The following is a 13714-nucleotide window of genomic DNA, read 5'->3' on the forward strand; positions in this document are numbered from 1 at the left end:
ACCGCGATGCTGGACAGTGCCTGCAAACCTCAGATTTCAGTCTTGATCGTGGACGATTCAGCCTCGGCGCGGGCCATGTTGATGCGGATTGTGGAAACCGATCCGACCCTGAAACTGTTCGGAACGGCGGCGGATGCGTTTATTGCCGTGTCGAAAATGCAATCTGGGCTCCCCGATGTCATGCTGCTCGACATGGAGTTGCCGCGCATGTCCGGGCTTGATTTTCTCCGCAAGATCATGGCGCAGCGCCCCATTCCGGTGGTGATCTGTTCCAGCCATGCCGAAGCCGGATCAGATCTTGCACTGACGGCCCTTGCCAGTGGCGCAGTCGAGGTTGTCTCAAAGCCGACACCGAGGACCGATGCCGATTTTCAGGAATCCGCCATCGCCATTTGTGATGCCATTCATGCCGCCGCCGAGTCCGGGCACAAAAGCGCACGCAGGGTCGCGCCCCCGCGTGAGACCGGCACCAAGCTATTGGCGGATGCCTTGATTCCGCCTGCGCGGCCCAAGAACATCGCCCACACCACGCCGATCGTCTGTATCGGCGCCTCTACCGGCGGCACAGAGGCGATCCGCTCGGTTCTGGAGGAGCTGCCGGTGACATGCCCTCCCGTCGTCATCGTGCAGCATATGCCAGCGGGGTTCACGAACGCCTTCGCGCGCCGCCTGAACGGGCTGTGCCGGGTCAATGTCAAAGAGGCGGCTGATGGCGATCTGTGCAATCCCGGAGAGGTTCTGATCGCGCCGGGTAATTTTCACATGATGCTCGTTCGGCAGGGGCGCAGCTATGGCGTCAAGATCGTGGATGGTCCCTATATCTGTCGGCACCGTCCCTCGGTTGATATCCTGTTTCGCTCTGCCGCACAGTCCGCAGGGCAAAATGCACTTGGGATCATCCTCACGGGCATGGGCGACGACGGCGCGCGCTCGTTGCGCGAAATGCGCGAAGCGGGGGCCACGACCCTTGCCCAGAACGAAGAGACCTGCGTCGTCTTTGGTATGCCGCGCGAGGCGATCCGCATGGGGGCTGCCACGCGCGTTGTTTCTCTCTCCGAGGTTCCGGGCGCAATCGCGGCCTTTGCCAATTCCCATCAGCTCCGCGCGAGGTAGCCCCGATGCATCCTACCCTGCGAACCCTTTTGTCCAACGCCTATATCGACAGCCTGAACAAGGCGACAGGCACAATCGAGACGATCTTTCTGCGGGCCGGGCAGGGGCTTGGAACGAGCGTGGAAGACCTCATGCAACTACGCACGGTGCTTGCCCGCCTTAGCGTGGTTTTGGGCCCGGAAGAGACCCAGACGCTCCGGATGTTGTGCCTGCACTCTGTCGAGCACAGTGCGGAAATCAGCGAAGATGTACAGACCTTCGTCCAGATGGCCGAAGCGCTGCGTGCGGGTATCCGTAAAATCCAGAGCAATGTCAGCCATCTGTCTGTGGTCATTCGCACCATGTCTGCCTCTGCTCCTATTTCGCGGATATTGGGGAAATCTCTCACACGGCAGGAAGCCAAGATCGATGAATTCTCTATCGAGCTGGCTCGCATTGCAGCCTCGGCCGACGAGCAACTCAAAGCGTTGCAAGCTCATATAGAGATCATCGAAGTCGAGATGGCGGATCTTGACATGATCTCTTTGAACCTCTCGCGGGACATGACCGATAGGGCCACGCCAGCGCTGGAGGGGCTCGAGGCGCAGATCCATGAAATTCAACAGGACCGGGATGAATTGGCGGCTGGCAATGCGGTGATCGAAGCCGGCATGCGGGACATCTTTGCCGAAATCTCTGCCATCGTCGGGGAACTTCAAACAGGCGATTCTGTCCGGCAACGGCTGGAGCATGTCGAGGTGATAGCGCGCGCCTCTCTCGATGCCGCTCTTGCCCAAGAGCGGCCAGAGGCAAGCGACGGGCTGAGCTATCTGGCGATTTGTCAAGCCGAGGCAAGTCGGGACGAAATCGCGCGCGATGTCGCCTCCGTTCTCAAACGCCTTGGCGGTATTCGTCGCAAATCAGAACAAGTGCTCGGGGCTGCGGAACAGGTCTATCTTGATCCCAATGACACACAAAGGAAGCGGGTTTCAACGATGATAGGCTGCGCCAACCGGCTGTCGAGCGCGCTGCAATCCAGCCAGTCGAACTTGGATGTGTTGCACCGGATTGGCCGGACCACGCAGGACCACATCGGGTCGATTCAGACGATCGCCGCAGAAATGGGCTTGCTTGATCATCATATCCGGATGCTTGGCCTCAATACATTCATCGTCTGTTGCAACATGGGGTCAGAGGCGGGCGCGCTTCAGGAACTCTCACGTCAGGTCTTGTCCCTGACCAAGATCTCCAACGAAATTTTTGAACAGATCGCCACGACAACACGTACTCTTGCCGCCACGACCATGCCCGATGTTTCACAAGCGGATGATATGATGTCCCGCACCGTGGGGTTTGCGCAGGATATTTCTGACCGGTTGAAGGCTACGGATCAGGCGGTCCGTGCGACCAAACAGGGCTGTGCCATCAAGGGTGACGCGCTCAAGATTGCGCTCCACGCAAGTGAGACATCGCTGGCGTCGCTGGTCGCCGCCAAGGTCGAACTCGATACTTTCATTTCGGGTTTCAATGAATTGATTTCAAACGAGAATGTGGAGTGTGAACTGTATGATGTACTGCCCTCAGAACAGGATCGTTTGGCCAAGCTCTATGCGATTTATACGATGGATGCCGAGCGTCTGATCCACGACAGAATTTTCGTGGGGGCGGAGACGCCTCTTGCCCTGCCCGAGAATCCCGCCCAGTCCGCCGGAGACGAACTGGCGGATATATTCTTTTGAGGGCGATGGGACGCGTGCTGCCTGAAAAGGTGCTAGAGCGTATTTTTTCCCGTGTTCGAGGCGCTCAAAACCGGTTCCCGCTTTCGCGTAATATGCGCTAGCGTGCAGTCCTGTGTTTCCCCAAAACGGGAGAACGCGCGCAGACAGTTGATGCGCGCGTTCTTGTTTTAAATCAAATACCTACATCGCAAAGCTTATGCGGGCAGGTGGATCTTGAACTGGGCGCGGATAGCCGCATCCGTCACCGGGTCAAACCGGGCCGAGGCCCGTTCCGACAGGATCTTCAACTTTTTTTCCGTGGCCTTTGCGATCAGGTCCGGCTTGCCCAACTCATCCCATTCCTTGGGTGACGAGCGATTGGCGATGCAGGGATAGAGGTAATCCGTCTGCATCCGCCCCAGTGTCTGTTCCGCCCCGAGGTAATGGCCCGGCCCGCCGATGCAGGTGGCGCGGATCACCTCAAGGCTGAGCGTATCCTCGTCCACTTCGATGCCCCGTGTGCAGCGCAGGGCCTGACCGATGAGGTCGTCCCCCAGGATCAGCGATTCAAGACAAAAGCCCAGCAAGGACGCATGCATGCCCGCCGCCTCATAGACCATGTTCAGGCCCGAGAGGCCCGCCATGACATTCGATGTCGCCTGTTCCCAGCCCGCCTGCATGTCGGGAAGCTTCGCATCCGCAATGCCCGCGGCCGCCCCGCCGGGCAGGCCGTAATACTTGTGCATCTGTGCGCAGCCCGCGGTCAGCAGCGCCTGTTCGCCCGATCCGCCCGACATCGCCCCCGTGCGCAGGTCGCTGACAAACGGCCAGGTGCCGAAAATGGCCGGGAACCCCGGTTTGATCGCGTTGACATAGACGAGGCCCGCCAGACACTCCGCCGTCGCCTGCACGATGGCCCCGGCGATGGGGGCGGGGGCGGTGGCCCCGGCCTGACCGGCCGAGAGCAGCAGCACCGGCATGCCCAAGCGGATACACTCCTCCATCACCAGACAGGATTCGGTGGCGAATTTCATCGGCGGCACGACAAAGCAGTTGGAATTGCTCACAAACGGCCGCTCGCGCCATTTATCCTCGCCGCCCGCGATCAGGTGCAGCATCTCGATCGCATCGGCAACGAATCCCGGCTCGGTAAAGGAGGTGCCCACGTGTTTCGTGGTCCCCGAACAGCAGGCATAGAGCGTGTTGAGGTCCATCTCGCGGTTGTCGACGATATCGCGGCAGACCATCGGGCGTTGCACGAAATGGATGTTGTCGAGTTGATCCGCAATGCGGGCCGCGTCATGCAGATCCTGCACCGTGCTTTCGCGGTAGCTGCGGGTGTGAACATCGACCACATGCACCGCCGCCCCTGCCGTGCCGTAATGCACGCGATTGCCCTGCAAGAGCATGTCGTGGCGCGGGTCCCGGCCAAAGAGCGTGATCTCGCGGTTGGCCTTGGCGATGGTGTCCTCGATCAACGCGCGCGGAAAACGGATCCGCCCGTCAGAGCCGAGGATCGCGCCAGCCCCCGTCAGATAGGCCACGCCCGAAGGGGGCGCATCGGCCAGCCCGATTTGTTCGAGCGCGTCGAGCACAGCCTGATGAATGCGGTCCATCTGCATTTGGCTCAGCGGGCGATAGGTGCCGCCCTCTTGCCCTGGATGCACGGGGCGCAGATTGGCAGCAAGCGGGTTGGAGCGGGCCTCGCGGCGAGCAGCGCGTCCACCGGCGCGGCGCGTAATCGTCTCGGTCATGTCTTGGGTTTCCTGAAGGAATGAAACGGGTTTGTTTGGCTGGGCTCAGGCCACCAAAGGACGCCCGCGCGCCGCACGGCCCCGTTCCGCACCAATGGTGCGGACAACGAGCGCGATCTTGCTGCGTGGGTGCATGATGTTCTCCGTCAGATCCGCAGAGAGCATCTGATTCTGCGGTATCTGTCTGTTCCAATTCCGACGCGCGTCGCAAATGCGACCTCGATCGTCGCGCTTGACGGGCGCAATGGCGGGGGATAGGACAAGCCATGAGCACCGCACCCTGCATTATCTGCTGCATTATCACCTGAGTTTTCTCAGGCGGGCCGGTCTTGTGTTTCCAAGCGATCACGAAGTTGCTAAGCCCGCCGCGGGACCGCGCGCGAGGACAAGATGACGACGATCAAGCTGCACAACACCCGAACCCGCCAGAAAGAGGATTTCGCGCCTCTCGATCCAGATAACGTGCGGATGTATGTCTGCGGCCCGACGGTCTATGACCGGGCGCATCTGGGCAATGCGCGCCCTGTGGTGGTGTTCGACGTGCTCTACCGGTTGCTGCGGCATGTCTATGGGACCGAGCACGTGACCTATGTGCGCAACTTCACCGATGTGGACGACAAGATCAACGCCCGCGCCGCCGAGTCGGGGCGCTCGATTGGGCAGATCACTGCGGAGACGACGCAATGGTTTCTCGACGACATGGCGGCCCTGGGGGCGCTCGAGCCTGACCACATGCCGCGCGCCACGCAGTATATCGCGCAGATGGTGGCGATGATCGAGGGTCTGATCGCCAAGGGCCACGCCTATGAGGCCGAGGGTCATGTGCTCTTTGCCGTCGATAGCTGGCGCGAGCATTACGGCAAGCTGTCGGGCCGCTCGGTCGATGACATGATCGCGGGCGCGCGGGTCGAGGTGGCACCGTACAAACGCAACCCGATGGATTTCGTCCTGTGGAAACCGTCGAGCGATGATCTGCCGGGGTGGGACTCGCCTTGGGGCAGGGGGCGGCCCGGCTGGCACATCGAATGCTCGGCCATGGCGCACGAGCTCTTGGGCGATAGCTTTGACATTCACGGCGGCGGCAACGACCTGATGTTCCCGCACCACGAAAACGAGATCGCGCAAAGCTGCTGCGCGCACCCCGAGGGAGAATTCGCGCGCTACTGGCTGCATAACGAGATGCTGCAGGTCGAGGGCAAGAAGATGTCCAAGAGCTTGGGCAATTTCTTTACCGTGCGGGATTTGCTGGAAGGCAAGACTGAATTCGGAAACGTGACCGGCCCCGAGATACGTATGGCGTTCCTTATGTCGCATTACAGATCGCCGATGGATTTCAGTTATAACCGATTGGAAAATGCAAGGAAGGCTCTGAATGAGATTTGTGAGAACCTTGCAAAACTGGGTTCTGGTGTCGTGAAGCGTCTTGTGTCGGGACGGCCCATCGAGGCTGTGATAGAGCATCTTAGCGATGATCTAGAAACACCTGCGGCTCTTGCGGAACTGAGGGTAAGGCTGCTCAACAAGCAAAATATCAAACTGGAAAAACATTTTTTGGAAGCGGCGGTCGGAACGCTTGAGGTTATGGGACTGGATCTCGCGCAGCACTGCACAACAACGGATTTCGCGAGGCTCTACGATGATAAACCTGAAGCCCATTCTTGTGATCAACTCGCGAATTATGAGAGCCAACTGACTGAATTGCGAACGAATGCCAAGGCGACAAAGGATTTCAGCAAAGTTGACGAGTTGAAATGTCAACTCACTAAGGTGGCCGTTGAAGTTAGAATGACTAACAAGGGTGTGTTCCTAATTCGCCAGATTAATTTCGACCCCGCCAAGCTGGAGGCGTTGAAGTGATGCGCCTGCCCGCACACCACCTTCAAGCCGCGCGGTGCCCGACCGCCGGGGGGGCGCTGCGACGGCTGTGGGGAGCAGTTTATGGTGCGAAATACTTGAACGATTGTGAGGATTGCGGCGTTGCAAAAGCGCCCGCCCGTCACGCCGGAGGCGTGCCGACTATCCACGGCGCACCTCCGGTGCGACGGGCGGTCGGGCGCTCGCGCGGCGGTGCCTGCGGCACCTTGATTTCGCGCGGGGGCATAGCATGACCCGCGAGCGCCTCTACCTCTACGACACAACCCTGCGCGACGGGCAACAGACCCAAGGGGTCAGTTTCTCGACGCCCGAGAAAATCCAGATCGCCCATGCGCTCGACCGGCTGGGCGTCGATTACATCGAGGGCGGCTGGCCGGGGGCAAACCCCACCGATAGCGCCTTTTTCGACGACGCCCCGCAAACGCGCGCCACGATGACCGCCTTTGGCATGACCAAACGCGCTGGCCGCTCCGCCGAGAATGATGAGGTCTTGGCGGCTGTGCTGAACGCGGGGACCAAGGCGGTCTGCCTTGTGGGCAAGACCCATGATTTTCACGTCACGACCGCGCTCGGCCTCAGCCTTGAGGAAAATACCGACAACATCGCCCGCTCCATAGCGCATGTCGTGGCCGAGGGGCGCGAGGCGCTGTTCGATGCCGAGCATTTCTTTGATGGCTACACCGCCAATCCCGCCTATGCGCTGGACTGCTTGCGCGCCGCACTGGACGCAGGCGCGCGGTGGGTGGTGCTCTGCGATACCAATGGCGGCACGCTGCCGCCGCAGATTGGCCGCATCGTGTCAGAGGTCATAGCGGCAGGTATCCCCGGCGACCGCCTTGGCATCCACACCCATGACGACACCGGCAATGCGGTGGCGGGCAGCCTTGCGGCGGTGGATGCGGGCGTGCGCCAGATTCAGGGTACGCTCAACGGGTTGGGCGAGCGCTGTGGCAATGCCAATCTGACCACGCTCATCCCGACCCTGCTGCTCAAGGAACCCTATGCCTGCCGCTATGAGACCGGCATCACGCGCGACGGCCTGCGGTCTCTCACCGCGATCAGCCGGCAGTTGGACGAAATCCTCAACCGTGTGCCGCTGCGCCAAGCGGCCTATGTCGGCGCCTCCGCCTTTGCCCACAAGGCGGGGCTGCATGCCAGTGCCATCCTCAAAGACCCAAGCACCTACGAGCATATCGACCCTGCGGCGGTCGGCAATGCGCGGATCATCCCGATGTCAAATCAGGCGGGGCAATCGAACCTGCGCCAGCGTCTGACCGAGGCGGGGATCGTGGTCGAACCGGGCGATCCGGCACTGGCGCGCCTGCTCGAGACGATCAAGGCGCGCGAGGAAGAGGGCTATACCTATGACAGCGCGCAGGCGAGTTTCGAAATCCTCGCGCGCAAGGAACTGGGGCAGATGCCCGAATTCTTCGAGGTCAAGCGCTACAAGGTCACGGTCGAGCGCCGCAAGAACAAGTATGACCGTATGGTCAGCCTCTCGGAGGCGGTTGTCGTGGTCAAGGTCGATGGCGACAAGAAACTGTCAGTGAGTGAATCGATGGACGATCACGGCTGCGACCGGGGGCCGGTCAACGCGCTGGCCAAGGCGCTGGCCAAGGATCTGGGCCGCTATCAGGGCCAGATCGACGACATGCGGCTGGTGGATTTCAAGGTGCGCATCACCCAAGGCGGCACCGAAGCTGCGACGCGGGTCATCATCGACAGCGAGGATGGGCAGGGGCGGCGCTGGTCCACGGTGGGGGTCAGCCCCAATATCGTTGATGCCAGTTTCGAGGCGCTGCTCGATGCGATCAACTGGAAGCTTCTGCACGGGCAGGGGGCGGCGTGAGCCAAGGGTTCGATGCCGATCTGACCGCCTGTGCCGATCTGGTACGCCGGGCCGATCCTGACCGCTTTCTGGCCGCAATGGCGGCGCCGGTCGCGGCGCGTGCCGTGCTCTTCCCGATATATGCTTTCAATGTCGAGGTGGCGCGCGCGCCGTGGGTCACGCAAGAGCCGATGATCGCCGAGATGCGCCTGCAATGGTGGGCCGATGCGTTGGAGGAGATTGCGGCCGGTGGCCTTGTGAGGCGGCACGAGGTGGTGACGCCTTTGGCGCATGTGTTGGGCGCGCCCGGTGCCGCGCTGCTGGCGGATCTGGTCGAGGCACGACGCTGGGACATCGCGCGTGATCCGTTCGAGGATGCGGCTGATTTCACGCAGTACATCGAGACCACGTCGGGCAATCTGATGCAGGCGGCGGCAAGCGCACTGGGTCCCGTTGCGCCAAAGGTTGCGCTTGATGCTGGCTATGCGCTGGGTCTCGCCAATTGGTTCCGCGCCATTCCAGCGCTCGAGGCGGCGGGGCGCAAGCCCTTGGTCGATGGTCGGCCCGAGGCTGTGCAGGCCTTGGCCAAGGATGGGTTGATGCGGCTGCGCCGCGCGCGGGCGGAGCGCAGGCAGGTGTCGCACAGGGCAGGGGCTGCGTTCTTGCCGCTCTGGCTGGCGGGGGCGCTGCTTCGGCAGGCAGAGCGTGATCCGCGCGCGGTGGCTGAGGGACGGCTAGGGGTGGCACCGGCGCGCGCGCAACTCAGCCTGCTGGCGCGCACGCTCGCGGGGCGTTGGTAGGCGGATCACCGGAGCAGATTATGCACCTGCGACAGAATGGCGGTAACAGAGGGGCTGTCGCGATTGGCGCGGGTCAAGACCAAAAGGCCGATCATCAGCCCTTGCAAGACCTTGGCGGTTTCTGAAATTTCAGCACTGCTGCGAATGCGATCCTCGAACTGGCTGAGGCAGTCGGCAAAAAACGCCTCGACCTCGGCCATGCTGTCCTCGATGACGCGGGCGATTTCATCGTCATGCGGGGCAAGTTCCATGGCTGAATTGACCATGAGGCACCCACCAGGCATGGTGTCATTGCCTTGGGCAATGGCGTCAAACGTAGCCAAGATCGCGTCTCTCGGGTTTCTGTCCTTTCGCAACTGCGTGAGAAATCCGACGCGGTAGCTTTGATCGTAATGTTTCAGCGCACGTAAAAAGAGCTCTCGCTTGTTGCCGAACCCGGAATAGAGGCTGCCGCGATTGAGGCCCGTCACCGCGACCAGATCGGCCATAGAGGTGCCTTGATAGCCATTTTCCCAGAAGGCGCGCATCGCGGCTTCTAGCACCTCTGCTTCTTCGTAGCATTTTTCCCAGGGCATCGTTGGGTCATTTCAGCCAAAGGGCATAAACAAAAATCACTCGTCACGATAAATTCTACCACTTCCCCGACATCTTGAACAAGGGTGAGTAATGGGCCCTTGCCCAAGATGCCGGGTACTATCGTAGCGTCCCGCACTGCCTAGCGGGGCGACACCTGTTCGTGAGTGATGGCGCAAATCGCCTGCTACGACTTGATCCGGTTTTGAATGATCGGTCAAATAACATTTTAGTGGGCGATATGTGACAAATCTAAAGCGTGTGTCGACCTGAGGATGGCAACCCCGGCGTGCCGGCCTCTTCGGGATGTGTTGCGAGATAGCGCTCTTTGATGGTCTGCGACGTGCCCCGGCTGTTGTCATGGCTCCAACCCGGCGGCATGACGCAATACATCAGTCGCTCGCGCCAGGTCAGCCCCGGTTGCGTCGCATCGCGCCAGATGCCGATCCATTCGTGAAAGGCTACGCGCAGCGGGTTGAACGTGCCGAGGTTGTGGACAAGCCCGTAATCCACCTTTTCCCGCTCCAGTTCCGGCACGAAGGTGCCAAACATCCTGTCCCAGATGATAAAGACTCCGGCATAATTGCAATCGAGATAGCGCGGGTTGCGCCCATGGTGCACCCGGTGATGGCTGGGCGTGTTCATCACCGCCTCGAACCAGCGCGGCAGGCGGCCAATCGCCTCGGTGTGAATCCAGAATTGATAGATAAGGTTGAGCCCCCCCACGAAAAGCACCATGGCGGGATGAAAGCCCAAGAGGATCAGCGGCGCGCGCACGATCATCATAAAGGTAAAGGTGCCGGTCCATGTCTGGCGCAGCGCTGTTGTCAGGTTGTAATGCTGCGAAGAGTGGTGATTGACGTGGCTTGCCCAGACCCAGCGGATGCGGTGCCCGAACCGATGCACCCAGTAGTATCGCAGGTCATCGAGCACAAAGCAGAGCGCGATCACCCAGATCGAATGGCCCAAATCGAGCGGTGTGACCTGCCACAGCACCATGAAAAAGCCATAGGCGACAAAGCCTAGCACGATGCCCTCGGCCACATTGCCCGCCCCGAGCAAGAGCGAGGTCAGCGCGTCGCGGGTCTCATACCGCCCGCCGCGCCCCTTGATCACGATCCAAAGCAGTTCCGCGAGGATCGCCGCGATAAAGAGCGGCACCGCCCAATTCACGACGTCGGGATAGATCAGCGTATCACTCATACGCGGGCCTCCAATAGGGCGCACCAGCTTGCGGCTTCGTCGGGCGCGAGTGTCAGGCGGATGCGCGGGGCGGTATAGTCAGGCAGATCGAGCGTGAGACCGGTTTTGCGCTGCCTGATCCGCGCGCCATTCAGGTAACGGGCGGTGGTATCGGCCCCCATTGGCCAGACCACGCCGCGCCCCTGTGCGGTCTCGATCAGGGCGGCGCTGTGATCGTGACAGAGAATGACGCGAATGGGGGTGTCCTCGGGAAATTCCCGCAGCCATGCCGCCCGCGCCGCCGCCGCATCCGAGAGCGTCGCCCGGCGCGAGAGGCCCAAGACATGCAGCAGCACCGCGATGCCCGCGATGCCCAAAACGACCATCGGCAACAGGATGCTCAGTGGCATGGGTCCTCTCCCTTGGCAGGCATTAGCCCAAGGTGCCGGAGATTCGTCAAAGGTGGCGTTACGTCACCACCGCGCGCCGCCGCCCTTCCCGCCAGAGGAGCAAGCCTGCGCCGCCGAGGATCACAACTGCGCCAAGGATGGATATGGCATCGGGCCAGACACCAAACACCAGCCCGTCATAAAGCCCGGCAAAGATCAGGGCGGTGTAAAAGAATGGCGCCACATAGCTCGCATCCCCTCGCGCCATGGCATTGATGAACGCCGTCTGCGCAAGCGCCATCAGACCGCCAAGGGCTGCAAGGGCGGCCCATTGCGCCGGCGTGGGCGTGGCCCAGACCCAGACCACCGCCAGCGTCGCGATGCTCAGCCCAATGGCGTTGTTCACAAGCAGGATCTGCCACGGCCCTTCCCGCCCCGACAGACGCTTGATGAAGATAAGCTCCGCCCCAAGGCATAGCGCTGCCCCAAGCGCCAGAAGTGCGCCGGTCTCCACCACCCCGCTGCCGGGGCGCATCAGGATCGCGGCCCCTGTCAGGGCAATGCCCGCTGCCGTCCACCGCACCGGACCCACCCGCTCTCCCAAAAGCGGGATGGCGAGGATCATGCCGAACACCGGGTTGAGAAAACTGATCGCGGTGGCGTCCGACAGCGGGATAAAGGCGGCAGCTGCGAACATCAGCGTGACCCCACCCCAGCCCAGGGCCGAGCGTTTGGCATGGGTGCCCAGATCGGGACGGATGAACCGGGGACGCACCAGCGCGCTCATCCCCGCGATGGCCACAAGCGCGAAGAGAAACCGCCCATGGCTGATCTGAAACGGGCTCAGCGCCGGCCCAAGCGCGTCTGTTCCAAGCGCCTTGGCCAAGAGCGTGGTGCCCGCCAACAAGGCGGCGGCGAGCACGGTCAGCAGGGCGGCAAGACCCGGATTGGAGGCGCGGGGTACGAACATCGCCGCAGCATTGCCCTCAGATTGCGCCCGCCGCAAGTCGCAAGGTTGGCGGGAGGGATCAATAATTTTTACATCCCTCACAACAAAAACGACAGGATGTCGTCGTTTGCCAATCACGCGTCCTGCATCCGTGGTCAGTCTTACGAAAAATCGGAACGACTCCATGCACCAACGCCGCATTCCCGAATGGCTCCGCCATGCCCCAACACCTTCTGTGCGCGGCTTTGCCTCGCTTGCTGGGACAGAGGCCATGGCGCGCGGCATCCTGATTTCTGTGATGCCGCTCGAGATGTATCGCGCGCTCCGCGACGCGGCGCTCGTCTCCGAGATTTACTTCATGGTGGGGCTGCTGTCGCTGGCAACGGGCCTCATGGTGCCTTTCGCCTCTCGGTTCATGCCGCGCCGCTGGATCTATGTGACCGGCTGCGCGATGTTCGCGGGCGGGGCCGCCATGGGGGCGCAGGGCGGGGCGCTGGGCATGATCGCGGCGCTGGCGCTGATTACGGCGGCCACGGTCACGGTCTTTGTCTGTTTCAACGCCTATGTGCTCGATTTCATTTCGAAATCCGATCTGGGCCGCTGCGAGACCTCGCGCATGTTCTACAGCGCGCTGGGCTGGACGGTGGGGCCCTTCCTTGGCGTCACGCTCTTGGGGCTATGGCGGCCCTTGCCGTTTCTCATCGCGGGGCTGGCGGCGCTGAGCATGATGGCGCTTTTTCTCTACATGCGGCTTGGCAATGGCAAGCTGATCACGCGCGCGCGCCGCCCGGCCCCCAATCCGCTGGCATGGATGCCCCGGTTCTTTGCACAGCCCCGGTTGGTGGCGGGGTGGATCTTCGCGGTCATTCGCTCCTGCGGCTGGTGGGCCTATGTGGTCTATTTGCCGATCTTCGCGGTCCAGCAGGGCTTGGGTGAAGACTTGGGCGGCATGTTGCTCTCGGCCTCGAACGGCATGCTCTTTCTGACGCCCCTCATGCTGCGCTGGATGCAGCGCCGCTCCATCCGCCACGCGGTGCGGGCGGGCTTTCTGGTCTCCGGGCTGCTCTTCCTCTTTGCTGCGGCCTTCAGCAGCCTGCCATGGCTGACGGTTGCCAGTCTCGCTGTGGCGTCGGTCTTTCTGGTGCTGCTCGACGTGTCGGCGGGTCTGCCCTTTCTCATGGCGGTCAAACCGTCGGAACGCACCGAGATGTCGGCGATCTACGCCAGTTTCCGCGATGTCTCGGGCATCCTCACGCCGGGGGCGGCATGGCTCGTGCTTCTGGTGGCGCCGTTGCCGGGGATTTTCGCGGTCACGGGGCTGGGTCTGATGGGGTGCTGGCATCTGGCGCGGCGGTTGCATCCGCGCCTCGGGGCCGCGCGCGTGGCGATGGAGCCGGGGGGACATCTAGACATTTCTCTTCCCATGCCGCGCAAAACTGGCTAGAGCGTCTCCATGATCACACGGACCAAACATCCCGCTCTGCGACGTCGACGCGCCCGCGTCTGACGACCCGTTCCGTTTTGATCCCTGCGCGTTGCCGCGCGTGACCCCTA

At 61.8% G+C, this 13714-nt stretch carries 11 protein-coding genes; 6 read left to right on the top strand and 5 right to left on the bottom strand.

Annotation, left to right across the window (positions count from 1 at the left end; translation table 11 throughout):
* The first annotated feature begins 6 nt into the window (after positions 1-6).
* Together AACZ65_RS05120 and AACZ65_RS05125 are read left to right on the top strand one after the other, a co-directional pair.
* A complete protein-coding gene (locus AACZ65_RS05120; protein ID WP_037271183.1) occupies positions 7-1113 on the top strand; it encodes a chemotaxis response regulator protein-glutamate methylesterase in 1107 nt (368 codons plus the stop codon).
* 5 nt (positions 1114-1118) lie between these two features.
* Positions 1119-2831 carry a transducer-like protein, TlpC gene (locus tag AACZ65_RS05125; protein WP_339668583.1) on the top strand — a complete coding sequence of 571 codons (1713 nt, stop codon included), beginning with the start codon at positions 1119-1121 and terminating at the stop codon, positions 2829-2831.
* Positions 2832-3025: 194 nt separating this feature from the next.
* Here the strand turns inward: AACZ65_RS05125 and AACZ65_RS05130 are convergent, their stop codons facing one another.
* Entirely contained in the window at positions 3026-4564 is a 1539-nt protein-coding gene (locus AACZ65_RS05130; RefSeq protein WP_339668585.1) for a trimethylamine methyltransferase family protein, read from the bottom strand.
* 390 nt (positions 4565-4954) lie between these two features.
* Here AACZ65_RS05130 and cysS point away from each other — a divergent pair, with 390 nt between their 5' ends.
* The 3 genes from cysS to AACZ65_RS05145 all read left to right on the top strand — a co-directional run bounded on the left by cysS (position 4955) and on the right by AACZ65_RS05145 (position 9067).
* Positions 4955-6421 carry a cysteine--tRNA ligase gene (gene cysS, locus AACZ65_RS05135; protein ID WP_339668587.1) on the top strand — a complete coding sequence of 489 codons (1467 nt, stop codon included), beginning with the start codon at positions 4955-4957 and terminating at the stop codon, positions 6419-6421.
* A 247-nt stretch (positions 6422-6668) separates the two neighbouring features.
* Positions 6669-8288, top strand: a complete 1620-nt coding sequence (gene cimA / locus AACZ65_RS05140; protein ID WP_339668589.1) for a citramalate synthase — start codon at positions 6669-6671, stop codon at positions 8286-8288.
* On the top strand, positions 8285-9067 hold the full coding sequence (locus AACZ65_RS05145) for a squalene/phytoene synthase family protein (protein WP_339668591.1): 783 nt from the start codon (positions 8285-8287) through the stop codon (positions 9065-9067). The genes cimA and AACZ65_RS05145 overlap by 4 nt, the downstream gene beginning before the upstream one ends.
* Positions 9068-9072: 5 nt before the next feature.
* Here the strand turns inward: AACZ65_RS05145 and AACZ65_RS05150 are convergent, their stop codons facing one another.
* From AACZ65_RS05150 to AACZ65_RS05165, 4 genes are all read right to left on the bottom strand, one after another.
* Positions 9073-9642 carry a TetR/AcrR family transcriptional regulator gene (locus tag AACZ65_RS05150; protein ID WP_339668592.1) on the bottom strand — a complete coding sequence of 190 codons (570 nt, stop codon included), beginning with the start codon at positions 9640-9642 and terminating at the stop codon, positions 9073-9075.
* 250 nt (positions 9643-9892) lie between these two features.
* Positions 9893-10843: a sterol desaturase family protein gene (locus AACZ65_RS05155; protein ID WP_037271196.1), complete on the bottom strand. Its 951-nt coding sequence runs from the start codon at positions 10841-10843 to the stop codon at positions 9893-9895.
* Positions 10840-11232 carry a hypothetical protein gene (locus tag AACZ65_RS05160; RefSeq protein ID WP_339668594.1) on the bottom strand — a complete coding sequence of 131 codons (393 nt, stop codon included), beginning with the start codon at positions 11230-11232 and terminating at the stop codon, positions 10840-10842. Before AACZ65_RS05160 ends, AACZ65_RS05155 begins: the two co-directional genes overlap by 4 nt.
* 58 nt (positions 11233-11290) lie before the next feature.
* A complete protein-coding gene (locus tag AACZ65_RS05165) occupies positions 11291-12181 on the bottom strand; it encodes a DMT family transporter (protein ID WP_339668596.1) in 891 nt (296 codons plus the stop codon).
* Between the two features lie 163 nt (positions 12182-12344).
* Between AACZ65_RS05165 and AACZ65_RS05170 the strand changes: the two genes are divergently transcribed.
* Entirely contained in the window at positions 12345-13604 is a 1260-nt protein-coding gene (locus AACZ65_RS05170) for an MFS transporter (RefSeq protein ID WP_339668599.1), read from the top strand.
* Positions 13605-13714 lie beyond the last annotated feature (110 nt).

Origin of the sequence: uncultured Roseovarius sp. (assembly GCF_963972555.1) — a bacterium.
Classification (GTDB): Bacteria; Pseudomonadota; Alphaproteobacteria; order Rhodobacterales; family Rhodobacteraceae; genus Roseovarius; species Roseovarius mucosus.

What these genes read in the sequence shown, in the direction of transcription:
- AACZ65_RS05120 (WP_037271183.1), top strand. Translation starts at nt 7, where the DNA reads ATGCTGGACAGTGCCTGCAAACCTCAGATTTCAGTCTTGATCGTGGAC.
- AACZ65_RS05125 (WP_339668583.1), top strand. Translation starts at nt 1,119, where the DNA reads ATGCATCCTACCCTGCGAACCCTTTTGTCCAACGCCTATATCGACAGC.
- AACZ65_RS05130 (WP_339668585.1), bottom strand. Translation starts at nt 4,564, where the DNA reads ATGACCGAGACGATTACGCGCCGCGCCGGTGGACGCGCTGCTCGCCGC.
- cysS (WP_339668587.1), top strand. Translation starts at nt 4,955, where the DNA reads ATGACGACGATCAAGCTGCACAACACCCGAACCCGCCAGAAAGAGGAT.
- cimA (WP_339668589.1), top strand. Translation starts at nt 6,669, where the DNA reads ATGACCCGCGAGCGCCTCTACCTCTACGACACAACCCTGCGCGACGGG.
- AACZ65_RS05150 (WP_339668592.1), bottom strand. Translation starts at nt 9,642, where the DNA reads ATGCCCTGGGAAAAATGCTACGAAGAAGCAGAGGTGCTAGAAGCCGCG.
- AACZ65_RS05155 (WP_037271196.1), bottom strand. Translation starts at nt 10,843, where the DNA reads ATGAGTGATACGCTGATCTATCCCGACGTCGTGAATTGGGCGGTGCCG.
- AACZ65_RS05160 (WP_339668594.1), bottom strand. Translation starts at nt 11,232, where the DNA reads ATGCCACTGAGCATCCTGTTGCCGATGGTCGTTTTGGGCATCGCGGGC.
- AACZ65_RS05165 (WP_339668596.1), bottom strand. Translation starts at nt 12,181, where the DNA reads ATGTTCGTACCCCGCGCCTCCAATCCGGGTCTTGCCGCCCTGCTGACC.
- AACZ65_RS05170 (WP_339668599.1), top strand. Translation starts at nt 12,345, where the DNA reads ATGCACCAACGCCGCATTCCCGAATGGCTCCGCCATGCCCCAACACCT.